Origin of the sequence: Pseudomonas sp. ICMP 8385 (assembly GCF_002699915.1) — a bacterium.
GTDB lineage: Bacteria > Pseudomonadota > Gammaproteobacteria > Pseudomonadales > Pseudomonadaceae > Aquipseudomonas > Aquipseudomonas gessardii.
This window is the reverse complement of the sequence record NZ_LKBY01000123.1, coordinates 14088-38455: the sequence shown is the minus strand read 5'-3', so window position 1 is coordinate 38455 and position 24368 is coordinate 14088. Positions and strand designations below refer to the sequence as shown.

Sequence of the window (24368 nt, the reverse complement as noted above, 5' to 3'; positions counted from 1 at the left end):
TGTAAGCGCGCGCCGGATTTGGCACCGCGTTGCGCGATGATTGGCACGGCCCATTAGGCTTCAACTTGCAGAGTTAGGCGCGATGATTGGCACCGCAGGCCACTCGATTTTCAGGGGGTAACCCTGTTGCTCATGCACTCGGCTCAGGGCCACCCGGTACTTCTTCCAGGCCTTGAGCGCCACCACGTCAGTATCTGATGCCACGTCAATATCCACAGCGTCTTGAAGGGGAGCGATGGCGTAATCAACTATGGCCCGTAACCGGACAATCTCGCCTTGCGCTTCTTCAGTTGGGCTGGGGGGAGGAATAATGCGCTCCTGATACTCGGCAACAGGCTCACCCGCTTCAATATTTGCAAGGACTTGCTCGTAAACCTCGGGGGTCTCTAGCTTGGTGGCGTGAAATGGGAGGCCCTTGTAGCTGACAACATAGCTTCCGTCGGATCGGCTTTGGATATTCTCAATCGCTGGCTCTGGGATCAGAGCCTTCAACTCATCAGGAACACTCGACCCCAGGTATTTTTCGACTTTTGCCCCACCCTCTATGCCCGCAAGGACTTGGGCGTATAACTCGGGCGACTCCAGCTTTACGACGTGATGGGGCACCCCGTTGTAAGTCACCATGTAGCTCCCATCGGACACCCTTTGGATGTTCTCGATAGTAGTCATTGCTGCGGCTCCCTCCAGATCGCGGGCGATGGTTACATTCGACGACTCTACAATCGCCTCTTTCTTAGTCGTCATCATGCAATTCTCCAAGCAAAGCCATTTGAACTGCCGGAGAAACCGACAGTTGTGCCCCCCGTCGTCACCCCAGCGCCACTTTGAACAATAGTCCCGACGTTGTTGTAGCTAACGATAAAGTAAGCCCACGTCCCACCCGCCGGAATAACTCCCACGCCGGACAGCAAAACCCATTGGGCGGCGGTGGGTTTCATGAACGAAGTGAGGGTATGTACATCTGTGATGCCGTAACCAGCAGCGGTTGATGCCCTGTCTGCCTTGAAAACAAGCTTGTAGTCGACATCGACTGCACGATAACAATCCGAGATTCGATAGTCGGCCAGAGTGGTTCCCCAGTCGGCCTTGCCACCGAGCCTGTAGTCCACGTCGACAACACGATAACAGTCAGTAATTCCATAGCCTTCTATGGTCGTGGCTTTGTTGGCCTTGCCGGCCAGACCATTAATTACGTCAGTCGCGAAATTTGGGTTGTTATTAAGCGCGGTAGCAAGCTCCCCAATCGTATCCAAGGCACCAGGAGCTGCGTTAATCAGCTGTGCCACCCTGCCGTCGAGCAATGCCTCGACCTGCGTTTTGGTGAAGGCATCGTAGATGCCATGCCCCGCGAGGGTGGTTGGGATTCCAGTCAGACTCGAAAAGGAGTGGCCGTGGTTTGCAGATGCCAAGAGGATGTTGGTGCCGGTCGATTTCTGGCGAAGGTACGGTTGCGCTACGTTGTCGCTCGCAAACCCAACGGCTTCAACCCAGTCTCCATCAACCTTGCCATTTAACCTGTAATCAATATCGACGGCACGGTAGGTGTCCTTAATACCATAGCCCGCAAGCGTATTGGGCTTGTTCAGCAGCTTATCAAAGTCAGCTGCTGACCCAGCCAACGCGCTGACAGCCTCGGACAGTTGGGTGTCATCGTTTTTGTTGAGAGTCAGCCCAGCAGCGAGAATAACCGCCACAATCTCTCGCTGAATGACGTTCAGCCACTCAGCCTTTAACAGCGTTGCGGCAACTCCGGCAGCCGGATTGCCTTCGGTGAATTCACCAGCGGCATTCGCTGTGCTGGTACTGTCGCTGATCTTCTGCATTAGTTGTCTCCGTAACCGAACAGCAAAATGGACTCGGCGGGCTTCATCTGTCTGTCGCTGATCTTCTGCATTAGTTGTCTCCGTAACCGAACAGCAAAATGGACTCGGCGGGCTTCATCTGACCCAGCCGACACTCCAGGGCTCTGTTGCCCCAGACTGATAAAGGATCGCCAGCGCCCGTAGCACCGGCCCTGGCGTAACTGACAGTCACGACCGGGGCGTTAACCCTCCAGGCGAAGTCCCAATCGCCACCGTTGATGGGATCGCCAGCCCGCGCTATGCCTGCTCGCGCCGGTCGGAATGTGGTGATGGTGATGTCGTAGCCCAGGGACTTAGCTAGGGCGATAAAGAAGGGTTTACTTTGGCCCGCACGGCCAGGCAGCTTGCTGATAACAGCCTGCACGCGCTGGCCGACAGTCTGGGCTTGGCCGACCAGACAGGGATCAGGCAAGGCCAGAACCCGCTCCCAATCGGCGAGCCCTTCGCCGGAATCGGGGAAAATTGTGTTGTAAACCACACCTGCCTGAGCGTCGGCCAGGTCCATGGCATTAGCTTCGGCCTCAATGGTGGCCGACAGGTAAGGCGCGGAACCGTCATAGGAAACAGGTGGCAGCAGCAGCCGGAGTTGATCGGCGAGCGTGGTCATTCCAATAGCCCCAGGGTAATGGTGCCAGGGCGAATCCAACCGACAATCGCGGGATCATCGGATGCTTTGACGTTGCCGGTCGGAGCCGTGACAGCACGGTCCAGGACGCCCGCCAGGTTGTTGATCATGGCTTCGATCTGCGAGCGCTTGAGGGTGTCGCCAGGCTTCAAGGCTCCCAGGAGGATGTTGTAGGCCTTTTGCGCCGCTGCCTGCACGTCGGCCATGGTGAAGTCAGAGGCCAGTTCAATTTTGGCGGCGGCGTTGACTGTGCGGATAGTTGGCGCGTAGACCCATACATCGGCGATGACTGAGCACTGGTCTTGTATATGTGCCAGGCATGCAGCGATGACCTCGGCCGAAGGTTTACCAGTGCTGGCTGTGATGACGACATCAACGGTGCCACCCCCTCTGCGCCGGGGGATAGGCAGCGCATCGGCGACCCCATCAACCTCCAGCGCCCAGCGGCGGTAGTCAGAGACCGCACCGCCGGCCGGTGGCGACTGGATGATGTCCAGGTAACGGGCCAGCAGGGATTCGACTGTCTCCCGCTCTTCGCCGCCCGTGGTCTTACCGAGGAAAGTAGCGGCCGCGTCCATGCCCAACGGCGGGCTGGTAAGCACAAGGGCGCCCGTCAGATCGTTGAGTGCAACGCCGACGGTTTGGGCTTCCACCAGGACCGAGGCGGTGCCACTGGTGCCAATCTTCGCGCTAGCTTTGGCGGTGAACAGTTCACCCGTGACAACGTGCTTTAAGGTGGCACCGAGCAGCAACGTTACGCCGGACGTACCTTTGAGGGCAGCAGTACCGGTGGCCGCTACAGGGTCTTTGAGAAAAACGCCCCGGAGGGCAGCTGCGTGGATCAGTTCCTCTTCGTCGGCAGTATCCGGGAAAATCTGGCGGTATACCCAGGCCAGCTTCTGATACAGCCCCTCAATCGCCGAGGCCACAGCGGCCGAGCGTACATAGTTGTCGCTGTCGGGGCCGATATCGGCTTCGGCTTGAAGGTTACGAATGTCGCGCAGGATGCCGCGCAGTATCTCGTCCAGGCCGGGGGCGGTATAAGCCATGTCAGTTCACCCTTACAGGTTGGCGAAACACCTGCGGATTGCCGGTGGCGTCGGTGATGTCGATTTGCAAGTGAAGCCAGCCGTTGTGGGGCTGCTCGACGGTGATGGTGATGTCTTGGGCGCGGCCGTCATCGAGCAGCGGCTGGAGCGCCTGTTCGGCGTACTGCTTTGCGAGGATGCCGACCCTTGGCAGGTCTTTGGAGCGTTTCAGCTCATGCAGGCGGGAGCCCACGGTGGTGTCTTTCCACCAGGTGCCGAGGGGTGTCATGAGGCGGATGTAAACGGCGTTGCCCAGCGTATTGATACGCTGGCCCGTCAAGTCGCCAGTGGTTGGGTTTATGCCTGCGTCCATAGGTTGGCATAGTGCCGGGCACGCAAAAGCCACTGAGTATCAGCGGGGTTTAAGAATTTCCATGTCAGGGTGCTTTAAGGTTACTGCTGCTGACCTGGTGCCGGTCCACCACCGTGATTGTGGCCGTTGTAGATCAGCCGATCTGCCTGCATGGTCCGGGTATGGTCCGCGATCTCTCCCGCTGCTTTAACGTCATCGCTCATCTCGACCAGGGGCGTTTCAAAGCGAACCAAAGTCTTAGCTTTGACTAGCAGAGTGTCGGTCTCGATCTCGATCAACCGGCCGCGCTTCATGTGGATGTAGTCGCCTTCATCGGTGTAGAGCGCAACCTCGCCGTCCTTGATTACCACGCGATATCGCCCATCTTCGCTGGCGATGACAACCACATGTTTACTGTTGCCACCAATGGGGAGAGCGATAAATTCGGCGCCTGGCAACGGGGCCGAGGTAAACCCGTAGTACTGCATCTGCTCGCCGGAAACCGACTCGCCCGCCAGGCCTTCCATTTCGATGCCAATCAACTTGCCGTGGACGTTGCGTGCTGCCGTGCCCCGGAAGGCCTGGCGCACGTTGCGCATCACTCTACTAACCTGATCGCGCACCAGGCGCGCCATATTGCTCATTATGCGCCCCTGATTATTTCGATAAGTTCAGCATCTGGGTTGGCCTTTTTACCCTTGCCCTTGCGCTTTTTGGTGGGATTGCCATCCAGCACCCACAACTTATCCTCGCGCAACCGCAACTCGGTGATGCGCCCTTCACGGCGGGTCAGGCGCAATGTGCGCGACATCAGAAAGTAGGTCGCATCCAATCCATGGGGCTCGCTACGAACGATGACGCGCTGGCCAGGGCTCCAAACCTGACCGTTATCGGCACGATGGCCCATCACCACTGCGCGGATCTCGAAACCTTCCAGGCGACTATCGGCCAGCAGCTTACGGCCGCGAGTGGTCGCCATATCCTGGCTCTCGCTGGAGCTATCAATGACCACCTTCGGCCGGAAGATCCCACGACGGGCTAGGGTTTCGTCCTGGATGACCGAACGTAGGTGGGCGCGCTTGCTGTCCAGTCCGTCATTGTCGTACTGCCCATGCTGGCCCAGGACGGTGATCTGACTGTACCGATTGGCAATGGAACGCCGCACACTGAGGCGCTGCACGTTGTTGCCGACACCGTCTTCGCGCATGACCAGTGTCCCCACTGGCGCCGCGTTGTAGTCCGGCCCGCCGATGATCAAACGCCCGTCAGGCTCGACCCACGGCCACAGACCATTGGCCTCGGCAACCTGGAGCAACGCCTCCCACGCACTCTGGCCCGGCTCAATTTGCACACGGCGCCGGGTCTTGGCCTGGGCTGCGCGGATCTCGACCTGGGTAATGCCCAGAGGTTTGACGACCTGGTCCAAAATCTGCGCCAGTGTGGCTTCGCGCATCGAGACAAACGGCGCCGAACAGTCGACCAGGGGCGCGGCACGGTCCCGGCCGGTGATACGCATCGAGATACCCTGACGGGAGATGTCGTGTTCAAACTCGTCTATTTGTCCTGCACGGTCCCGGCCGGTGATACGCATCGAGATACCCTGACGGGAGATGTCGTGTTCAAACTCGTCTATTTGTCCCGTCAGCACGCGATCCTTGCCCAAGGTCAGCGAGCATGGCGCACCCTCGGCCAACACGCTGGGCAAGCGGGTGGCATCCTTGGTGTACAGCTCCAGCTCGAAACCATCAGACGCGATCAACAGGTCAGATTCAATCGACCAGCCGTCCCATTCTTCATGGGCCAGACCACCAATTGATAAGCGTATGGATTCTTCCTGGGCTTTATTTGGCGTAGGCACGCAGTATCTCCCCGGCTTCGATGTTGTGGGGCGTTTTCAGGCCGGGGTTGAGGCGGATCAACTCGGCGGCACGGGTATGGTCGCCGTACCAGCGGTGGGCCAACAGGCGCAGGCTCGCTGGGGTTTCGACCACACGCTCGATCATGGGCGGGCTTTGCAGGATGACCTGGCGGGCGCGGGCCTGGATCAATGCGGCGACGTTGCGCAACGCCTCAATGATCGGCCGAGCGGTCTCCACGTCGTACAGGTGACGTTGCAACAGGATGGATGACTGCACCAGGGACCGCACCAGGTTAACTAACGCCTCAATGATCGGCCGAGCGGTCTCCACGTCGTACAGGTGACGTTGCAACAGGATGGATGACTGCACCAGGGACCGCACCAGGTTAACCAATCCCTCCAGCTCTAGTGGGCTCAAGGTCGGTGTTTCGGCTTCGTCCTCGATGACGGAAGCCACCGCCTGCGCATGTGCCAATGCCAGTTCGGTGATGACCAGGACTACCAGGGCGAAACCGCTGGCGATCACCGGATCATCCGGCATGCCATTTGGCAGTAGTACCAAGCCGGTGCCGGTGTTACCTGGCACGCCTTCGACCAGCAGCTCGACGGTCGGCGCCACGCCTTGGCGGGCACCGATCAAAAAGCCGCTGCCAGCACGGGCGGCGTCCGCCGTCAGGCTAGCACTGCCAGGCAATGCGGCGGGCACGCCAGATCTGGCAAGCAGTGCTGTCGACGAACTGGGGGTACTGCCCTGGATCGCTGCCCGAATCTCGGAAGGCGTGCGCATCAGATCCACCAGAGGATCAAACGCCCCCGACGGCCGTTTAGCCATCGACCCAATACCAGACACCACACCGAGGATCTGCGAGCGCAGTTGTTGCAAACGCAGACCGATGCCCGGCAGGCCCAGGGCCTTTTCGATCAGGCCTACCCAGCCGCCACCGATCCACGATTGAATCTCGCCGACCAGGGAGTCAATGCGCCCGAACAGATCAAAGATGCCATCCTGCCAGGTGTATTCGTCTTCAAGCCCCAACACGCCGATATCAACGAACTCAAATTGCCGCTCGAAAAACGGCGCGTCGGGAGTGTCCTCGACAAACAAGATGCTGATCTCGGCATAATCGGGACGCTCAGCGTGGTGCTTAACCTCGCCGGTATTGCTGACGACATTCAGGCTGCCATAGACCGGGTGTATCAGTTCGCCCGTACCTGGAGTGTTTAGGGTGCGGAGGATGTTTTGGAGTTCGATCTCGTAATTGACGCCGAACACCACCACTTGCATGGGAAAACGTCGAGCGCCACGGCCCAAGTCTTTGACTCGGTCCCCATCCTTGAACGGCGTCCCATGTTCTGACAGAGCGCGCTGCCATTGCATGCTTTCGCTTTCGATCTGGAGCGGGACGCCGCGAAACGAGGCGTCCAGCAGGTTCTCTGCCCAGCTCATCCGCCGCGCCTCATTTGAACATTGGTTCGGCGCTCGACCTCGGCCTGGAACATGTGTGAGTCAGTACGAACTTCAATGACCAATGGTTGAGCGAGCAAGGCCCGCAACCGTTCCTCGGCGGCTTGTGCGGCAGGATTGGCACCGGCTGCACCAGGTGCAGCGCCGGTGCCAAAGCCCGGCATACCAGGAACATTACCGCCTGACAGTGGTGTAGCCAGGCGTTGGGCCTGAGCAGCCAACCAGGCGGACGGCTGGCTGGTGCCAGATTGCGACATCATGTCCCTGAGTTGCTGTTGCGCGGTGAAGGTTTCGGCACCCGCAGCCAGGGCACGATTGGCGATACCTTGCGCCCAGGTGTTGGCGCCGTTGACGGGCAAACCCGATGCTGTCAGGCCAGTTTCATGGTGCGCCAGGCGTTGGGCCTCCGCGGACAGCCAGCCAGATGATTGGTCGGGATTCTGATCGGCCAGGGCCATACGATTACGGTAGAAGGACGTTTGATAGGTACGCTGGTCGTCGTTCAACAACTTGCTTCGCTTGGCGGCGTCCAGTCGTCCCTCATCTGTTGTCGTCGCACTTGCGCCACCAATCTGGGTGGCAGTCGCACCCAACGCCAAGGGGGCAGCCCATGGGGCGACAAATCCACCGGGCTTGCCTTTAGTCTTGCTGGAGTTAGAACCATTCGGCAGATCTGGCCCGCCAATGCCCCCCAGAGAAGCAGCAGGCCAGTTGGTCACAAATACCGATGTCACGCCTGTGGCTTCTTCCAGCACCTTGCCCACGGCGATGCCTTTTAGCGTCTCGGGGCCACCCATGAACTTGTTGAGCAACGCACCCGCACCCGCTTTGGCACCGCGACCGGCGTAGTAGCCTCCAACACCAAGTGCAGCACCACCGGCAAGCATTTGCTCGCCAGAAAGGTTCAAGTCATCGAGCAGATACGTGCCCATATCGGAAAACCCTTTATTCAAGGGTGTTGCCATTCGGTCAATAGCTTCGGCCAACGTTGCTTTCACTCGCGCCGCCGTACCGCTTGCGCTTTCGGTGTTCTCCTTCAAATCCTGATTAAATATCGGAGCAGACTTATCAATCGTTCTTGTACCGGATTTGAAGTCTTCAAGGCGCTCGCCGGTCAACATACTGCGCCAACCGCGAACCGTGTCTTGGTCCATACCTTTGAATACAATTCCCATGAACTTTGCACGCTGTTCATCGGTTTTCATGGCTTCATACTTGCGTTTCACATCTCCGAAAACTTCTTCCGGGTTGCGGATACTTTGATCCTTATTAAAAAACTTTACGCCAGTTGACTTTGTAACTTGATCTCGATACTGCTTATTACCGAAGACTCGCAAAGTAGACTCGGCCAAAGTACCCAGGCGTTCGGGTTGTTTTTCAACCTTGGATAAACTCTCTGTAAATGCCAAGGCCTGAGATAGCGACATACCCGCAGCTGTGGCAGCACCACCGAGCTTGGGAAACAGGCTGGCAAGGTTCTCCAGTTCAGCGCTACCCAACCGACCGGCCACAGTCATCTTTTGCAGCAGGTCGAGCGCAGCATCTTTTTTGTTCAAGTCGATGTTGAAAGCCGACGCGCCCGTCATAAGAGCATCCCCTAGGACCGCCGGGTCGGCATTAGTAACGGCAGTGGCTTTACCAATGGCATCGGCGGCGTCTTTAGCAGCATCGTAATTAACTCCTGATGCAATTAACGTATTGAAACCGATGTCTACGCCAGTACGCTCTACTCCATAGTCCTTGGCAATCCTAAAGCCTTCGGTTTTCCATTCGCTTTTTTGTGCGCCTGACATATCTGCTGTTTGCTTAGTTTGAATCAGCATACGTTCCAACCCAGCGTTAGCCTTGAGGCCGGAAACCACACCAATACCAACCCCCAACCCGGCCAGTTGCCCCTGCATGCTGCCGCCCAGCCCCTTGATGCGGTCGAACTCCTGGCGCACACCCATCGCAATGGTTTTCAGCGTGCGAAGGCTACGCCCGCTGTTCTGAGCCATGCGCCGGAAGGACGTTTCCGTCCGGTCAACACTCTGGCGCAGTGGCTGCACACCTTGACGATCAGCACCCATAAGCTCGGTTTTGGCATCACGCGCAGCCTTACGGGCGGCGGTGGCCATCTCCTTGAGTTCGGCGGATGTCTTGCTGACCTCGATGCGCGTGCCGGAACCTGCCTTCGCGGTTTCACGCATGGCACTACGGATGGTTTTATAACTGTTGGCCCCGACCTGGCCCACTTTGGTGATGGCCGAGGATGCCTTCCAGCTTTCATCGGCCAGGGATTTCGCTCCCTCTTTACCGGCTTTGCGTAAGTCGCGGTTGATCTGCTCGATCTCACGCCGGCTGTTGCCTGAGGTAGCCTGAATACGAAGGGCGACACGCAGATCAGAACTCATTGAGCACTCCCAGAAAGGGTCTTACAGGAACAGGAAAGGCCCTGTATCGAGCCTACCTTTTTGGTTTTGGTAACGGCTTGCGCTGGCGCTGACTGACATAGCGAGTGCCTTTGACTTTGCCGGTGACCAGGCCAATACGGGCATCAAGCTCTGCTCTGGTCATGCGTCGTAGCTCTTCTAGGCGATAGCCGTATCGGATGAGGACGTGTTCGATTCGCCGCCAGTCGGCGTTGCCGCGCTCAGCGGCATGAGCTTTTTTTCTAGGTCGCCATCGGCTTTGGCGAGGATAGCCAAATCGCTTTCAAGCAATGCCTCTCGCAGCAGTTCGGTGGTCAGATGCTCGATAGGTATTTCGCCTAGGGACAGCAACTGACGGCGGAATACTTCCAGAGCGGCCAACTGGAAGGGACCGTTGGGATGTACCTCTTGGGCCGCGACCCAGTCTCCTGTAACACCAACACGTAGGGTAAAACGCTTGTGCCGAGTCCCTGCAAAGTACACACCGATGTTCAGCTCGCCGCTTATTGTCAGGCCGTCCCACTGTTTGTTCAGTTGCTCAGTCATTCTTTACTCCGTGTAGTAGTTGAGAGCAGCAATGGTCAGGTCGCGGGTGGCTTCACCTTCCACCTGGTACTTACTGCCGAGGTCGATCAATGAACAACCAGTCCAGGTCTCACGCTTACCGCCGCCGTCCTGGGGATAGATCGTCAGCTTGGCATCCAACAGGGCACGCCAGTCCGGCTCACCATTTTTAGGAATAGCCACCGAGACTTTCAGCTCGTGATCTTCAATGCCCTTTGCCGTGCCGGTTGGACGGCCGCTGCGATTCATTGTCTTGACGATCTTGCGCCCGGTCTTGAGGCTCGGCTCGACGCTCACCACCTCATAGTCGGCGCCGTTGATCTCCAGGACGATCTGCCCTACATAGTTATCAGCCATCTAAAATCACCTCTTACAGGAGCAGGTCGATGCGACCGGCGAATACATGCAGGCCGTTGACGACATCGACAGGAATGGTGCAGTTAAGGCGGCTCACGTCCTGGGCAGAACGCTCGACCACCAGCCCGGCCGCATTGGCCTCGACTTCTTCGACGATCTCCAGCTCCTGTGCCTTGAGCAGCACGTCCAGTAGTTCGCCGCGAACCGCTTCTGGGGTCTTTTTCGACAGCTTGGAGCGCGGGAAGCGCAAGCGGATACGATCACGGCACGCCATACGGATGTAATACAGGGTACGGATGGTTGTCAGGTCCAACAGCGACACATCTGTGGCTCCCGCCGCAGACTTGGTGTAAGTGGTCACTGCACGAACGATCTGGATAACCTCACCAGGCCCAACTTCAAGTGGAGTCACACCGTTAGCTAAGGCGGTTTCCTGCTCAGCGCGGCCAAGCCGTTTACCCATAGGCGGAACTTTAATTCCTGCAACCTCCAGGGTATTTAGTGGCCGCGCAGGATCTTCCTCGGAGGCGATCACAGCGGCGTATGCTGCGGCGACCTGACGGGCAGTCGATTCCGTGCCAGGCAACGACGCCAGGCTGATAGCGCCAGAGTTCAAGGACGTAGCCAACGTAGTGGCTGCGGACAAACTGACGGTATTGGCTGCCACACCAATGATGCCTTGCTGCTCCATCGAGCTGGTCCAGGTCTGAATATGCGTTCGCAATGCAGTGAGCGCAGTCTGGCTGTACCAAGCAGGAACCAGAATGGTAAAGCCCCCCATAGCCGTAGCGTCCAGCGCCGCCTTGATATCGGGCTCGGCGTCACCTTCAACTACCACACCCACGGCGGAGATAGAGGCGTAACGGTAGGCTCTGATAAAGGCTTCGGCCATTTCTTCGGCCACGGTTCCACCGAACAAGTCTTTGGCCTCTGGCGAGCTGTAGAACGGCCTCGGGACATTTGCCTCAACAGTCGCCCCCTCGCCAAGCGGCACGATTAGGCACACGTTCTGCTTGTTAGTCGGCAGGTTGCGTACAGCCAGGCGGAGGTTGAACTCCATGTAAACGCCCGGCTTGCGAATCGACGCCGGGATTGTTTCAAATTCGATGCTCATTCAGCGGATTCCTTTGCAGGTTGTTTGGCACCACCGCTTGGTTTCTCGGCGGGCATCAATTCCCCCGCTGCCAACCGGCGCCGGTAGTAGGAGGTATCCGGCACATCAACAGCCTTGGCTGTTTCGATGTACTTGTACGGATCGTCTTCCAGGGGCACCCGATGACCAGGTGCAGCTTTAACGTGCATTACACGTCCCTCAGTTCGATGTGGTCGGTGGCCACCGGATTGGGGTTGTCCGATGGGGTGTGGTATTCCAGGTCAACGCCTTTAAAGTCCGGCCAGTCTGACTCAGGGATCAACCAATCCAGTTCAACGGCGAAGGACTGACCCAGCACTGAAAGGTGCTGCGCCTGAAACTTGCCGTTGACCAGGTTGTTAAACTCCGTTGGCCTGACCATGGCGCCGTCGGGCTTGTGCTGCCAATTGGTTAGCAGAGCCAGGCACTCTCCCCAGAGCCAGTAACTGCCGGGGTCGCTGGCCTTTGGCGTGTTCCTGCGCTCGCTCCCGGACGAAACGACCAGACGGAATACCAGGGCTGCCGAATAGCGGCGGTGTGAGCGTGGTTTAAAACTGATTTTGGGCGTGGTGATCAGGATTGAAGGGCCACCAGCAATCAGACTGACCATTAAGTCTGGGTCACTCAGTTCGCCACCATAAGTCTCCAGGCGCAGGCGCGGCACTGCCTTTTTCAGCTCTTTCAACCGTTCTAAAACGCCGTCCTCCAGTTCACCCAACATCACAGATGCCTCAAGGTGCTACGCGAGAACAGCCGAGGTTGGTGGGCGATCTTCAATCCAGCATCGCCCGCCTCGGACGCGCCCCTTGCCTCATCCTCGGTCGCCAGTTTTTCCAGGCGTTTGATGATGTCGCGATACCGCAGGCGCATGGTTGAGTCTTCTACAGCCGTCCCTTGCAGGTGATACCGCGCCAACTCGGGCAGGTCATCCGCGACCCATTCCGGCGCATCCACGCCGGTCTTGCGAAAGCGCAGGTAGAACGAGACCTCGCTACGAGCGCGGCTGACGGCATCAGCGATTCTTGCCAGTGCGTCGACGGCGGTTTCCACTTCCTCGGGCGACCAGTCGTCCAGAGGTTTACCCTCGGCAGCCGCAAGCAGCAGGTCCGATTCGATGGGTTTGCGCGGCGGCTTGACGGCCAAAACGGTGATTTCTTCTTCACCAAATCGGTGCATCAACTGAGCGGCGCTCGGTAGCGAGATGTTCATTTACCGTCGCCCTCGACCTTAGTTGCCTTCGGTTTACGAGGTTTCGCAGACGTTTTCGCTGCCAGATCCTTGGACTCTTCACGCGCCAACTCTTCCTGGCGGGCCTCTTCCCAGAGTTTTTCAAGTTCGATATCAGCCACGGTCGACTGCCCGCTGTTCTGCTCGATCACAAGGGAAATTGGCCCAGGTCCCAGACCGTCAAATCCAAATACACCGCTGTCGACGGGCACGGAGCCGGAGGTAACCACTGCATCACCCAGAGTTGTAGGGCTTGTTTCAGGCGCCTGCGACTGGACGTTTTGTAAGGTGTTGGGCGCTTCCGATAGCGGCCCCGCACCGGCCGTAGTGCTTTCATCGCGCTGCTCCGATGCCTGATAAAGACTGGTTTCCTTAACCGCGAGAATCAATTGAGGCTCCGCAAGCAACGCCTGCCATTGCTCGACAGTGAAAGCATTTACAGGCCAGTCTTTGGGCTTGTCGGAGTGAGCCACACCACAGCGACGAAAGCCGTTACGTTTGGAGATGATCGTAATAACGGTTGCCATGACGCCCCCTTACGCTTCGCCAGTCGAGCCGAACGCAAGCTGCCAGAAGCCATAGCCACCGGCCGCCCGTGCTTCTGCACCGAACTTGAATTTCTTGCGACTGAACACTTCGTCCGACTGTGGGTCGGTCTGTTGGACGAAGTCCGGGGCCTTGCGCTCCTGATAGATGAAAGGCCGAACGGGCTTACTGGTATCCAGGAGGAACCAGGCAGTGTCGGAGGTGATGCGGGTAGAAACCACCAGTTCGGCGGTGCCCTTGTACAGGTTGACCTTACCGTCTTCCAGGCGATCACTGGTCAGCAAGGCTTTTGCGGTGTCTTCCAGACCAGGGCCAACCAGAAGAATCGTCGGGCGCACATCCAGTGGTCGACCTTCATCATCCTTGAACTTACCCATGGCGGTACGTGCAGCACCGTAACTAGCCTTCGCCGCTGCCTGGGTTTCGATGGAAAGTGCAGCAGTGCCTTTGTTGCTGACGCTGCCATTGCCGACGACGTGGTCGGTGTCGAAGAAGTACTGGCCGTCGTAGCACTGATTGCCAAAGCCACCGTTCACCAGCTCGTACACGATTTCATCGGGCAACTGCTTGGCCGAGAAGCCCGCCATCTGTGCTTGGGGCGCATAGATGCCCAACTGATCATCTTCGATGTGGTTACGGTCCACTTCGACAGTTGCTTCAAAGTCTTCGTTTTCTACTGTGTAGCTGAACGCTTTCAGGCTCTTGACATGCTTCTCGCCAACCCAACGGCGCATTTTGGGAAACGCCGACAACCACGCATACATATTGCTGCCGGTTGAGCTGGGCACCTTCATGGCAATCTTTTCCCAGGAACTGGGAGCAGCCGCAAAGGCGTTGTTGAAAAGCGTTTTCATGGCAACGAACACTGCCTGAATCGAGGATTTATTAACCAACATGCGCAATGCGCTCCTATATATAGAGGGAGTTACTCAACCCATACGCCGTCGGCATCAATACCGACGATGCGTCCAGCAGCGGATCGGGTGCCGCCTGCATCAGCAGCCGCCACGGTTTCGTCATCGACGATGTAGGCGGGCTTGAACAGATGCGCCTGGGTGACGGTGCCGTCATTGGCCCACAGGAATGCCTTGCCGTGGCGGATTTCGACCAGGCCGGCACCCGCTGGACCGCCTCGGTTGTCGACCGACACCTCGGCACGGCCAAGATAGGACAGGCCCAGAGCAGTTGAACCTGGGGCGGCAAAGCCGGTGACGGTGGCGACCACCAGAGAGCCGGCGAAGATCTGAACGTTGGCGGCGACGGGAACAACCAGCACTTCGGTGGACTTCATGGGCGTATTGCGATCTTGAGTCAGCGGCACGGGTTAACCCTCGCTCTGTTTGTTTTTGGCGAACTCAGCCGGATCAACACCCAGTTGCAGGCACATGGCGCGCTCTTCTGAGTTGAGCGCGGTGGTGGTTTTGTCGGGCTGGCGCTCGCCCAGGCTAGTTGGATCACCAACGATGGGCGCGGTGTCGACGAAAGCTTTGAAGCGCGTCAGACCGGCTTCGTCCTGGCACATGGCACGGTGATAATCCGCAGTGGCCGGAGTGATCTTTCCGGCCTGGGTGGCCTGGGTGATAACCGCGTCCACTGCTTTGGTGTGTTCTGCCGCTTTAAAAACGGTGAGGGCCTGCTCGGAATTCAAAGCGCGGGATTCCATCGCGTTGAAGTCAGCGCGTGGCACGAATCGTTCCAGGTTGCCCGACTCGGTATTGAGTGCCTGGGTAGTGGCATTGAGTTTGGCGGTGGTTGCGGTAAAGACCTGCTCTGCGGTCGCCGTATCAGGCAAGCCGAGCAGCTTTAAAAGCTCTGGTGAGGGTTTCACAGGGGCGTTCTCCATTTGCTCTTGGTTGAGTGCTGTCATTACGAGGTTGGGGATGTTGGTAAGGGCGGCGCTGACCATGCGCACAATGCGCTTGGTCTCATCGTCGTAATCAAAAACCGGGGAAAGGAAGCGGTACTCTTTGTCTTCAACCTGGAGTTTGCCGCGTGGAGTCCAGTCGACCTGGCCCCACAACGCGCCGTCGCGTATTTCCAGTTTCTTGATCCATGCACCGGCCGGGGCGGGCTCGCCTTGAGGGGCACGGCGCTGGGTTGCATGCTCCCAGTCGATAGGCAAATCTATTGCCCGTCTGGAGAAGTTGGTCTGCACAAACTGAGAGGCAGTGTCGTCGAACAGCCAGGCGCGGCCGTCGCGGCCAACAACGCTGGGGCCGGCGGGGATTAGTTCTACCCACTCGGGCGCCTTCCCATCGGAAAGCTCCACGGAGCTGTAAATTTCGGAGTTAACGGCGAGTTGAGTTTTCATGCCGCCAGTGTGGGGAGACTGGCGGGATGTTTGAGTATCAGCGGGGTTTAAGAATTCTGAAGGAGGGAAAATCAGAAGGTCAGCAAGGACAACGGCTCCATTCTATATACAGAAATGGACAGAAGGGATCTCGCGCACACCGAGCGAATAGCGCTACAACTGAATCTAACGCAGGTCTAACGCTATCTGACCACCATGTAAGCAACGGATGTTGCTGTAATGGGCGATCTGCGCGCCAGCAGGATTATGCGCAGTTACTCCGTTACAGAGTCCAGCAGATAGTCCTGAATGATAGCCAGCACCTCGATATCATCCTCTGACGACATGCCCAGGTAGGGTCTGGCCTTGGTCTCGGAGTCATGCGCGCCCCGCGTCACCCATTGTGCAAAGTTGGACTTGCTCTTCTTCACAAAGCGATTGCCCACTGATCCATCTTTACCCTGGCGGAAGTAGACCTGCTGTGACCTTGCCGCGTGCCGGACCTTGCCGCCAAACTGGTGGATGGCGCCATATGGGCGGTCGGTTCCGAAGGCCAGCTCGTTGTTGCTGACGTTATGGCGCAGTGTGTCCTGCAGCGTGCCTTTCTCACGCAAGATGCGAGGGCCTTTCTTGCGCGCCAGGGTTGACGCAGCGAGCGGTGCCCACGGCGAACCGTCCGGAGCAACCTGCTGGCGAAAGCGATCATCAGTAGATTGGTGCAGGTATTCCGCAATGTCATTGAGCGGTGTTGTAAGGTCGCCCAGCCGTTCGACAAGCTCGTCCAGGGCTTTGCCAACCAGACTTGTATCAACGGAAACCTCTAGCATTGAACCGGCCATGTGATGCTCCCTACTCGACGCGTCGATAAAGCAGGACGCCCAGGCGCAATGCCTCAAGGTACTGCTCACTATCATCCACAAACCCGGTGACGCCGGTCCAGTCATATGCACCCTGGTCGAATACCGCAATGGCGGGGTCGGCCTTACCCTTCACCAGGACGTGAGCCAGGTAACGACGGCGTAATACCGCTTTGCCCTGGTCGGGCTGCCATTCCAAGCGCCCCCAGATCTCATCTGGCGTCTTAATGGCTTCAACTAATAGGGGCAACTCGCGAGCTTTGACCTGTTGGGCCAATGCTATTGCGCCGGTTTTGGCATTACTGAACATCTCCCGCCCTATGACCAGGGCGTCACCGGTCACGTCGCGAAACACTGCCGGGGCAACATCGGTGGCACCGAACTCGCTCAAGAACTGGGTCACTGCCTGAGGGGCAGATACGTTGGCCGGGAGCAAGCGCTTTGCCGGGACCGGCCGAGGTTGCGGCAAAGGCCCGCTTGGCTGACTGTTGGGTAAACCTGTTGTCGGCGCTGGAGCTGCTGACGGTGCAGGTATCAAGTCGCGGGTGTGCAACTGGGGCACGTAGTTGGTCAAGCGTGATTGACCAGGTGCATATTCAAAGCCCGGATCGATCCCTTTGGGTACTCGCACAGTACGGGGGCCACTGGGGCTATTCTTGCCGATGACCCGATCTTCCCACTCAGTGACTGGCGCAGGACCAATGGTCAGCCCCTGGCGCTCAACGTCCCTTGCCGAGAGCATGAACTTCTTGCACTTACAGCCCCAGCCGTTTTGCGGGGTATGAGTTGCCCACCATGGGTCATCGAGGGGCAAGGTGATACCGTTCCAGGACAGGTGCATTGGCCGTGGATGCGCACTGTCGCCGTGACGATAGACTGCGTAGGGACGGCGTTTGCGTAACTCTGGGTCGGCCATCTGGGCTTCGCGCCCAGCGTTATAAGACTGGCGCAGGTTGGTTTCCCAAATGACATTGGTACGCCAGCCGCGTCCGCCTTGGTACTGCCAGCCATGTTTGCCGACAACCTGGTCAAAGTCTTTGCGGAACTGTTCTAGGGTGGTGCCGCTGGCGATGGACTTTTCCACGGCGCCCCGCAAGTCGACGAGCAGATCCCGTTTAGCGGCACCCGCCACGACGAAGGCGTAGTCGTGTTCAGCGGCGTAAGCATCTGTCCAGGCGCGGGTTGGCAGGTTGACCTTGCCACGGAAGTAGTCGATCTGTTCCTTGAATGGCAGTGAGCCGTGAGAGACTGCCATGGTTACAACCCTCTCAGGATGTCGTCGCGCCCAGCCAGGCTGGCGGCTGCCAAGCCATCGGCAATAGCATCCGCCAACCCACTTGTGGTCATTGTCGGATAGGTTTCAATCAGCCGATCTCGGAACTCTTCCAGGCTGCTGACTGAGTCGAGCAGTTCCTTGATCTGCTCGACCATGTCATCCATGTACCCCCCAGTAGCACGCTCCATTGTCCGCACCTGGTTGTCCACGATGTCAGGTATTGCCACTGGTTTCGCTGACCGTTGCTCGCTGTTGGTCGCCTGTGCCAGTGCTGGTGCGGCAACTGACGCGGGGATACCGAGCAGCTCGGCACCTGCGGCCGGAGCCGGGATATTGAGCTTGTCGCGGATAACCGACTGCTCGACCTTCAACCCCTGCGGCACCAGCTCCTTGAGCGCCTCGATCAGGATTTTGGTGTTCTCGGGCTTCGGTACATCGATGATCAACCGCGGATATGGCCGACCAGGTGCAAAGTTCAGATCGCACCAGGGCCGCACAAAGTATCGGTTCAAAGTGTTCGATTCGGCCTTGGCATCAGCTTGCAACAGATCCAGGCGGACTTCGTTATGGATCGTTGCCTGGGCCTGGCTAGAGCCATCATCGGTGGACATGGTCTGCCCGACTACCGCTTTGCTGATCTGCTTGTCCCACCACTCGGCCAAGCCTTTAAAGAAGTCACCTGCGCCGGTCACGTTCGCCGCCTGGGTGAAGTCGATACGCATGCTGTCTGGGATCACCGCCGCTGCATCGCTGCCCAGGTTGGCTACCGCCGACATCAAGGTATTGATATCGTCCTTGCTCGCGCCTGGCCCATAGCGGCCAACACGCATAGGCATACCGAAGATATCCGCGAAGCCCATCCAGTCCTTCCAGGTCCACGCTTTACACATGTAGCCAACGGCTGCCAGACGCGCCAGGCCGCCCCGGATCGGCAAGCCCGAACGGATGCGCGGCAGGTGGACGATGAACTTGTACGGCGTCAAGGCAATGCCATTGACCATATCGGCCTCATCGAGCAGGCGCAGCTCCCGGCCGGTGTCGCGGTCGAACTGGAAAAACCGCTGGTCCCGTGGTTCAAAGCGGGATGGGTTCCAGGTCTTGCCGCTGCGGTCCCACATGATTTCGGAGACGGCATAGCCCTTGCCCATGGCGTCGGTGAGGTCGGCTTGCAGTTCGCCGAACTCTGGAGACTCCACAATTTCCTTGAGTTGGTCGGCGCGCCGTACGTCCTCGGCGTCGTCGCTGGCAGCTTCTACCCGGATAGCAAGGCCAGACACCGCCAACTTACGGGTGCCTAACACCGAGGCGTAATGCAGATCCCGTTCTTCCATTTCCTCGGCAAGGGTCAGGTAGTCATGGGCCGAACCTTCGGCGGCAGCTTGCAGGATGGCGGCAAGACGTCCAGGCGTCAGGCCACTGGCTACCGACTGGTGCCAAACCTGGCGAATGCCGGTGGTGCGGGCTGCGGCCAGCTCTTCGGTGAGTTTGTCGTACTGGATCGGGCGACCGTATTGGTCGACGATTTTGGATTGAGCCATTACCAAATGCCTTTAGTGGAGCGCCAGCCGGCGCCGATCTGGATCTCGCGATCATGCTGGGACGCGGGCTGGACTCGGTGATATTCGATGATCTCGACTTCCTGGCGAGAGGCGTAGTCGGCCAACACAGCGGCAATACCGGCGTCACCATGGCGCTTGGGGCCGGACTTTTCGCCTTTCTCGTTGGTGCGCTTTTCCGGGATGCGGGCCACGCCCTTGACCATGCGAAAGGTGCGCACGTCGCTGACTACGTCCTTGTCGGCAGGGATGTCGTAGAAGGTGTCGTCTTCCAGGGCAGCTTTGAACGGCGGCATGTTGTCGCGATACCAACCCTCGGTGAGCATCACCCGTTCAATACGGTTAAAGCCGAACTCGATGGCGGTGGCTTCCGACAATTGCGAACCGTTGCCCCTGGCGTCATCGGCACCTTTGAGAAGGTTGGGCAAGCGCCGAAGGATGTAGAACTTGATCTGCTCCTGTTGCTTGAACGGGACATTGCGTAGCTCGACCACAAAGGGCGTGCGCTTGCGTAGATTCTGTTCCTTGAGCAGCGGCCAGATGACCGAGAGGTCGCCAGTGCGGCCGAAGTCCATACCGTAGAAACTTTGCACGTCCAGTGGAATGGCCGACAGAAGCGGGAGCAAATGCTCTTCGCACCATTCCAGGGACTCGGCCAGGCGCAGGTGTTCGGCGATGGTTTCATATCCCTGCGGGTAGGCCAGACGCAGAACCGGCACGTTACGATTACTGCGCTGCTCGACCAGGGCCATACTGAGAAAGGCACCACCGCCCTGAGACGGCACGCAGTCCAGTTCCTCGTCGGCGGCATCGCCGTAGAAGCCGTATACGTCCTTCACCCAGGCGAGTTCGTCCTCAAGCCTGTACTCGATCCCCTTACGCAAGCAGACACGTTTGTACAGCCCGTCAGCTACCGCTTCACCGAACGTGCAGCGGAACACTTCGCCATTACGCTTGCCTGCCCGTATCTCGTTGACCAGGTCATTAAAGGGATTTTCGGTGCCATCGTGGGTGCTGATCACATGGACTTCACCGCCCCAAATCAGAAGAGCCATGGCCGCTTTCAGCAACTCGGCCAAGTCCGCATGGAATGCAGCTTCGTCGATCACGACAACGCCCTGACGGCCCCGCAGGTTGGACGGCCGGCTGGTCAATGCGACGATGCGGTGGCCGCTGGGGAATGCGATGGTGTAAGTCTTAATGTGCTTGTCGGGGTCGCTGTCGGGCCAGATGCCTTCTACGATTTGCTCGGCGGCATAGTTGTATGCCCGCGCCCACATAGCACAAGCCTGGATGTATTCGACTGTCATGTCCTGGTTGTAGCCCAGGTAGTAGACCGTCTGGCCGCCCGCAGACTTTTCCGATGCGGCCACCAGGACGTTATCTGCGGCTTCGGCCCAGGTGAGACCAATACGCCGAGACTTCTCACCCACCTTCAGCGGGGCGCGGATACCGATCCATTCCTTTTGGTAGTCGAGCAGCACGGCCGGCGCGAGCAAGGTGGCGGTGCTGTCCAGGATAAGGGGTAGGCTCACGATGCCATCCCCAGGATCTCGCGCCGGATCTCGTCGGCCGTTGCCTGAGTCAGCCCACTTTTCTTAGCAATTTTCTCAACGCGAGCCGCCGCCGTTTCGACCTTCTCCCGCCACTCGGCCTGCCATTTCTTCTGCACCACCGAAGCCTTGCCCAGCTCGGCCACAGCTTTGGCTACCTTCGGCAAGTCCATCTGATCACCATCAGTCATCAGCAACTTGAATAGGTGTTCCTGGACCAGGCGCATCAGCGCTTCGTTGACCGCGCCTTCCTCATCCGGCGCAGCAGCCACCACAGCACGCGCCTGCTCGCTCGCCATCTTCAAGGCCGAGAGCTTGGACTCGAAGTCCTGACCATAACGATGCAGCGCAGACTTGCTGATTGAAAAACCCTGGGTCGACAGCTCGTTAGCTAGGGCTTCGTAATCGCTGAAGTTGTTTTCGGCCAAGGCTTTGTCGAGCCAGTTTTTAACTGACTTGGGCAGACTGGCGACTTTGCTGCGCGGGGGCATGGCGTCAGCTCCAGTATTTTTCTGGGCGGGCAATGCCAGGATTGCAGTCGATGGTGTACTCGGCCACGTCGACACCGTAGTGGGTCAATCCGCAGATCCACGCACCGCTAGACTGTTTCTTCAGGGTTGCCAGGCTGCGGTCGGCCAGGTAGTCCAGTTCGCGCCGTAGTTCCAGGCTGGTGGCATCGGGGAAGATGCCCTGGATGGTCGACAGCACCACCGCTTCGTGGGGGTCAACGGGGCGCGATGTGTTGAGGGTAAGGATGATGTACCAACGCAGGGATTCCCGGCGGGCCTTGGCTGGATCAATGTTCATGGGCGTAGTCCTTTGAGCTGAACGTTTTCTAACTTGAGTGCCAGGCCGTCGAGCTTGGCTTCGATAATGGATTGATTGCGTCCTTGGCTGGATCAATGTTCATGGGCGTAGTCCTTTGAGCTGAACGTTTTCTAACTTGAGTGCCAGGCCGTCGAGCTTGGCTTCGATAATGGATTGATTGCGTGCCCAGTCTTCTCGGCGGACGTAGTGCAAAGGCATCTCGCCACGCAGGCGCTCCATGCCGATCTCCATCTCGCGCAGGCGCTCACTGTCCTTGTCCACCACTCATCTCGCCACGCAGGCGCTCCATGCCGATCTCCATCTCGCGCAGGCGCTCACTGTCCTTGTCCACCACTGCAAAGCGTTGATCCAGGCGCCGTTCCATTTGCACCAGGAGCATTTTCATAACACCGACAAATGCGCCGAGGATGGTCACGGCGATACTGATCATTTGCCACACCGGCATTTCGAGTGTCGCCATTAGTGCTTGCTCCTTTCGCGACGGGTCCGACAAATGCGCCGAGGATGGTCACGGCGATACTGATCATTTGCCACACCGGCATTTCGAGTGTCGCCATTAGTGCTTGCTCCTTTCGCGACGGGTTTGGCACTGCGCGCAACGCTGCACACCGGGGATGGCTTGGCGCCGTTCTTCGGGTATCGGCATGTCGCAATCAGCCACCTGGCAGAACTCGGCCGAGGGGCCGATCAAAATTTCTTGCTGTGCCAAATGAGTCGCTAAAGCGCTTTCGTTGTGCAGGGCTTCCAGGACGCTGGCGTAGTCACTTGCTTTCATTGCGGGTCCAATTGATCAGGTCTTTGAGCTGCGCCCGGCAGATTCCATACAGTGCTTCCAGGACGCTGGCGTAGTCACTTGCTTTCATTGCGGGTCCAATTGATCAGGTCTTTGAGCTGCGCCCGGCAGATTCCATACAGCTCGCCATTGCGTACCTGGTTGGTCAGGAGTTGTTCCTGGGTGACACCTGAATCGAGGTCGTCAGCGGTTCCGGTTCCGCTGGCAGGCGCAGGAGTTCGGCCGGAGCCGTTCGGGGTTGGCATTGCGGAACCGGGGGTAATACCGTTTGCGGCGTTCCACACGCGGACAAAGCCAGTAGTGAACACAGCAGCAGGCAGCGGCTCTGGGGGTAATACCGTTTGCGGCGTTCCACACGCGGACAAAGCCAGTAGTGAACACAGCAGCAGGCAGCGGCTCGGGCGGCGTATTGAGGGCGCGGCGATAGAGTTTGGTAACACGGGCAATATCTCCTGTGAGTCGGTCGGTGGTTTGGCGCAGGGTTTCTTTGGTGTCCGCAAGCTGGCTAGCCAATTGATTGTTTTTGTCTTGCTCGATGCGTAGCCGCGCCAGATCTGCATCGGCGGCGAGCTGCTTTTCCACGGCGTGTTCTTTACGCAGAACCTCGACAGCGGTTTCCCCTTCGGACTTAGCCAGGCTGTATAGCCTTCGTCGTAGCCGTCCTGGCGATTCAAGTGAAAGCCGTACACCACGACACCGATCACAGCCACGTACCAGAGCAGTGGCTTGACCAGGTCAAACAGGCTTTTCATTGGCAGACCCCCTGGCCCCAGCCATCAGCGACATACAGGGCCTCCCAGCGCAGCAGGATTAGGCGCGGGTATTGGCGGTTTTCCTTGAAGGCTGCGGCCGAGCGGCCGTTGTTGAACCGCTCGACGGAGTTGAACCAGGTCAGCGGATCGGCCCCTTTAGCCGATGCCAACTTGCGGTCTTTGATGACCCAGCCCAAACCGCCGTTATAGGCAGAAAGGATCAGCGCCCCTTGTTCGCAGGGGCCACGCGCCTGGATGCGGTTCGCCAGCCAACGGTCATAGCTAACCAGTGCTTGCATGGACCAAATCGGGTTATACGGTTCGATCTTACCGAGGGCCTTGGGGAACAACCCGGCAAGCCAGGTGGCGGTCGAGGGCATCACCTGGCCCAAGCCTTGCGCACCGACGGGCGACCTTGCGTCGAACTTCCAGCGGCTTTCCTGGTGGATCTGCGCGGCGAAGGTGGACACTGGGGCGTCCAGGCCCCATTCGGCCTGGGCGATGCGGGTCAGGTCACGGCGGTAGCGTTCGGCCTGGTCCGGGATTTCGGCTTTGGCTGGTGGGCTGGTGGCCAGACCTACCAACAACCCAATTCCGGCCGCAGCTATATATAGAAGGGAACGAGAGCGCCGCATGTCAGAGCCCCAATGTCAGGCCGAGGACGCAGCCCAGCACGACCAGGGCGCGGCGGATACCTGCCATGGAGCGGTCGCAGGCGGGAACCGCGTCTGGCCGTGCATAGGGGAACAGCGCCCGGTCGAGCCAGTAGCCCAACACACAGCCCAGTGTGACCAGGCCACATTTATAGAGGACAACGGGTAGTTTGGTTGGAGCAACAATTGCCAGACAGAGCAGTAAGGCGAGAGTGATCAACGCCCAGAAGGTCATGCGAGGCGTGCGGGGTTGCCGCTTCGGTGTGGTGGTTGTCATTGGGATACTCGCGGTGAGTTCATGGTGGCGCGCAGTGCGGCCAGTTGTTGAGCGGCCGCAGGCACATGCAGTCGATGTGGGGGCTTGGTATTCGGCGAAGGTTGGT

31 protein-coding genes are annotated in these 24368 nt (G+C 58.5%); all 31 read right to left on the bottom strand.

The features are described from left to right. Nucleotides 1–60: 60 nt before the first annotated feature. On the bottom strand, nt 61–747 hold the full coding sequence (locus AO268_RS24200) for a tail fiber assembly protein (RefSeq protein ID WP_257154448.1): 687 nt from the start codon (nt 745–747) through the stop codon (nt 61–63). Beyond that, on the bottom strand, nt 744–1823 hold the full coding sequence (locus AO268_RS24195; RefSeq protein WP_099170089.1) for a hypothetical protein: 1080 nt from the start codon (nt 1821–1823) through the stop codon (nt 744–746). Before AO268_RS24195 ends, AO268_RS24200 begins: the two co-directional genes overlap by 4 nt. A 70-nt stretch (nt 1824–1893) precedes the next feature. Continuing rightward, nucleotides 1894–2469, bottom strand: a complete 576-nt coding sequence (locus AO268_RS24190) for a YmfQ family protein (RefSeq protein WP_099170088.1) — start codon at nt 2467–2469, stop codon at nt 1894–1896. Continuing rightward, nucleotides 2466–3536, bottom strand: a complete 1071-nt coding sequence (locus AO268_RS24185; RefSeq protein ID WP_099170087.1) for a baseplate J/gp47 family protein — start codon at nt 3534–3536, stop codon at nt 2466–2468. The genes AO268_RS24190 and AO268_RS24185 overlap by 4 nt, the downstream gene beginning before the upstream one ends. 1 nt (nt 3537) lies before the next feature. Next, complete coding sequence (locus AO268_RS24180) at nt 3538–3888, bottom strand: phage GP46 family protein (RefSeq protein ID WP_099170086.1); 351 nt, start codon at nt 3886–3888, stop codon at nt 3538–3540. Nucleotides 3889–3968: 80 nt separating this feature from the next. Further along, nucleotides 3969–4511 (bottom strand): phage baseplate assembly protein domain-containing protein, encoded by a 543-nt coding sequence (locus tag AO268_RS24175; RefSeq protein ID WP_099170085.1) that lies wholly within the window; start codon nt 4509–4511, stop codon nt 3969–3971. Beyond that, nucleotides 4511–5725, bottom strand: a complete 1215-nt coding sequence (locus AO268_RS24170) for a phage baseplate assembly protein (RefSeq protein WP_257154447.1) — start codon at nt 5723–5725, stop codon at nt 4511–4513. Before AO268_RS24170 ends, AO268_RS24175 begins: the two co-directional genes overlap by 1 nt. Continuing rightward, nucleotides 5709–7172: a DNA circularization protein gene (locus tag AO268_RS24165; protein ID WP_099170084.1), complete on the bottom strand. Its 1464-nt coding sequence runs from the start codon at nt 7170–7172 to the stop codon at nt 5709–5711. The genes AO268_RS24170 and AO268_RS24165 overlap by 17 nt, the downstream gene beginning before the upstream one ends. Continuing rightward, nucleotides 7169–9583 carry a phage tail tape measure protein gene (locus AO268_RS24160; RefSeq protein ID WP_099170083.1) on the bottom strand — a complete coding sequence of 805 codons (2415 nt, stop codon included), beginning with the start codon at nt 9581–9583 and terminating at the stop codon, nt 7169–7171. Before AO268_RS24160 ends, AO268_RS24165 begins: the two co-directional genes overlap by 4 nt. Nucleotides 9584–9760: 177 nt before the next feature. After that, nucleotides 9761–10147, bottom strand: coding sequence for a hypothetical protein (locus tag AO268_RS24155; RefSeq protein WP_099170082.1), 387 nt, complete (start codon nt 10145–10147; stop codon nt 9761–9763). A 3-nt stretch (nt 10148–10150) separates the two neighbouring features. Further along, nucleotides 10151–10522: a phage tail protein gene (locus AO268_RS24150; protein WP_099170081.1), complete on the bottom strand. Its 372-nt coding sequence runs from the start codon at nt 10520–10522 to the stop codon at nt 10151–10153. Between the two features lie 13 nt (nt 10523–10535). Beyond that, on the bottom strand, nt 10536–11636 hold the full coding sequence (locus tag AO268_RS24145) for a phage tail sheath subtilisin-like domain-containing protein (RefSeq protein WP_099170080.1): 1101 nt from the start codon (nt 11634–11636) through the stop codon (nt 10536–10538). Then, nucleotides 11633–11824, bottom strand: coding sequence for a DUF2635 domain-containing protein (locus AO268_RS24140; RefSeq protein ID WP_099170079.1), 192 nt, complete (start codon nt 11822–11824; stop codon nt 11633–11635). Before AO268_RS24140 ends, AO268_RS24145 begins: the two co-directional genes overlap by 4 nt. Further along, nucleotides 11824–12375 (bottom strand): phage protein Gp37, encoded by a 552-nt coding sequence (locus AO268_RS24135; RefSeq protein WP_099170078.1) that lies wholly within the window; start codon nt 12373–12375, stop codon nt 11824–11826. Before AO268_RS24135 ends, AO268_RS24140 begins: the two co-directional genes overlap by 1 nt. Then, the gene (locus tag AO268_RS24130; RefSeq protein ID WP_099170077.1) at nt 12375–12863 is read right to left on the bottom strand and encodes a phage protein Gp36 family protein; all 489 of its coding nucleotides are present in this window, start codon (nt 12861–12863) and stop codon (nt 12375–12377) included. The genes AO268_RS24135 and AO268_RS24130 overlap by 1 nt, the downstream gene beginning before the upstream one ends. Further along, entirely contained in the window at nt 12860–13408 is a 549-nt protein-coding gene (locus AO268_RS24125; RefSeq protein WP_099170076.1) for an HI1506-related protein, read from the bottom strand. The genes AO268_RS24130 and AO268_RS24125 overlap by 4 nt, the downstream gene beginning before the upstream one ends. Nucleotides 13409–13417: 9 nt before the next feature. Next, nucleotides 13418–14323: a Mu-like prophage major head subunit gpT family protein gene (locus tag AO268_RS24120; protein ID WP_099170075.1), complete on the bottom strand. Its 906-nt coding sequence runs from the start codon at nt 14321–14323 to the stop codon at nt 13418–13420. Between the two features lie 29 nt (nt 14324–14352). Further along, nucleotides 14353–14748: a hypothetical protein gene (locus tag AO268_RS24115; RefSeq protein ID WP_257154445.1), complete on the bottom strand. Its 396-nt coding sequence runs from the start codon at nt 14746–14748 to the stop codon at nt 14353–14355. Nucleotides 14749–14751: 3 nt separating this feature from the next. Next, nucleotides 14752–15738 carry a phage protease gene (locus AO268_RS24110; RefSeq protein ID WP_099170073.1) on the bottom strand — a complete coding sequence of 329 codons (987 nt, stop codon included), beginning with the start codon at nt 15736–15738 and terminating at the stop codon, nt 14752–14754. Nucleotides 15739–15992: 254 nt separating this feature from the next. After that, a complete protein-coding gene (locus AO268_RS24105) occupies nt 15993–16556 on the bottom strand; it encodes a phage virion morphogenesis protein (protein ID WP_099170072.1) in 564 nt (187 codons plus the stop codon). A gap of 10 nt (nt 16557–16566) precedes the next feature. Then, entirely contained in the window at nt 16567–17829 is a 1263-nt protein-coding gene (locus AO268_RS24100) for a PBECR2 nuclease fold domain-containing protein (protein ID WP_099170071.1), read from the bottom strand. Nucleotides 17830–17831: 2 nt separating this feature from the next. Beyond that, a complete protein-coding gene (locus AO268_RS24095) occupies nt 17832–19388 on the bottom strand; it encodes a DUF935 domain-containing protein (RefSeq protein WP_099170070.1) in 1557 nt (518 codons plus the stop codon). After that, complete coding sequence (locus AO268_RS24090) at nt 19388–20941, bottom strand: hypothetical protein (protein WP_099170069.1); 1554 nt, start codon at nt 20939–20941, stop codon at nt 19388–19390. The genes AO268_RS24095 and AO268_RS24090 overlap by 1 nt, the downstream gene beginning before the upstream one ends. Then, on the bottom strand, nt 20938–21450 hold the full coding sequence (locus tag AO268_RS24085; protein ID WP_099170068.1) for a DUF3486 family protein: 513 nt from the start codon (nt 21448–21450) through the stop codon (nt 20938–20940). Before AO268_RS24085 ends, AO268_RS24090 begins: the two co-directional genes overlap by 4 nt. 4 nt (nt 21451–21454) lie before the next feature. Next, a complete protein-coding gene (locus tag AO268_RS24080) occupies nt 21455–21766 on the bottom strand; it encodes a hypothetical protein (protein WP_099170067.1) in 312 nt (103 codons plus the stop codon). A gap of 99 nt (nt 21767–21865) precedes the next feature. Continuing rightward, nucleotides 21866–22048: a hypothetical protein gene (locus tag AO268_RS24075; protein ID WP_257154444.1), complete on the bottom strand. Its 183-nt coding sequence runs from the start codon at nt 22046–22048 to the stop codon at nt 21866–21868. Further along, a complete protein-coding gene (locus tag AO268_RS24070; RefSeq protein WP_176561414.1) occupies nt 22032–22247 on the bottom strand; it encodes a hypothetical protein in 216 nt (71 codons plus the stop codon). Before AO268_RS24070 ends, AO268_RS24075 begins: the two co-directional genes overlap by 17 nt. A gap of 96 nt (nt 22248–22343) precedes the next feature. Then, nucleotides 22344–22562, bottom strand: coding sequence for a TraR/DksA C4-type zinc finger protein (locus tag AO268_RS24065; RefSeq protein ID WP_092235908.1), 219 nt, complete (start codon nt 22560–22562; stop codon nt 22344–22346). Between the two features lie 74 nt (nt 22563–22636). Then, complete coding sequence (locus AO268_RS24060) at nt 22637–23332, bottom strand: hypothetical protein (protein ID WP_257154443.1); 696 nt, start codon at nt 23330–23332, stop codon at nt 22637–22639. Beyond that, nucleotides 23329–23967: a transglycosylase SLT domain-containing protein gene (locus AO268_RS24055; protein WP_176561413.1), complete on the bottom strand. Its 639-nt coding sequence runs from the start codon at nt 23965–23967 to the stop codon at nt 23329–23331. Before AO268_RS24055 ends, AO268_RS24060 begins: the two co-directional genes overlap by 4 nt. Before the next feature lies 1 nt (nt 23968). Continuing rightward, the gene (locus AO268_RS24050) at nt 23969–24262 is read right to left on the bottom strand and encodes a putative holin (protein ID WP_257154442.1); all 294 of its coding nucleotides are present in this window, start codon (nt 24260–24262) and stop codon (nt 23969–23971) included. Between the last annotated feature and the right edge of the window lie 106 nt (nt 24263–24368).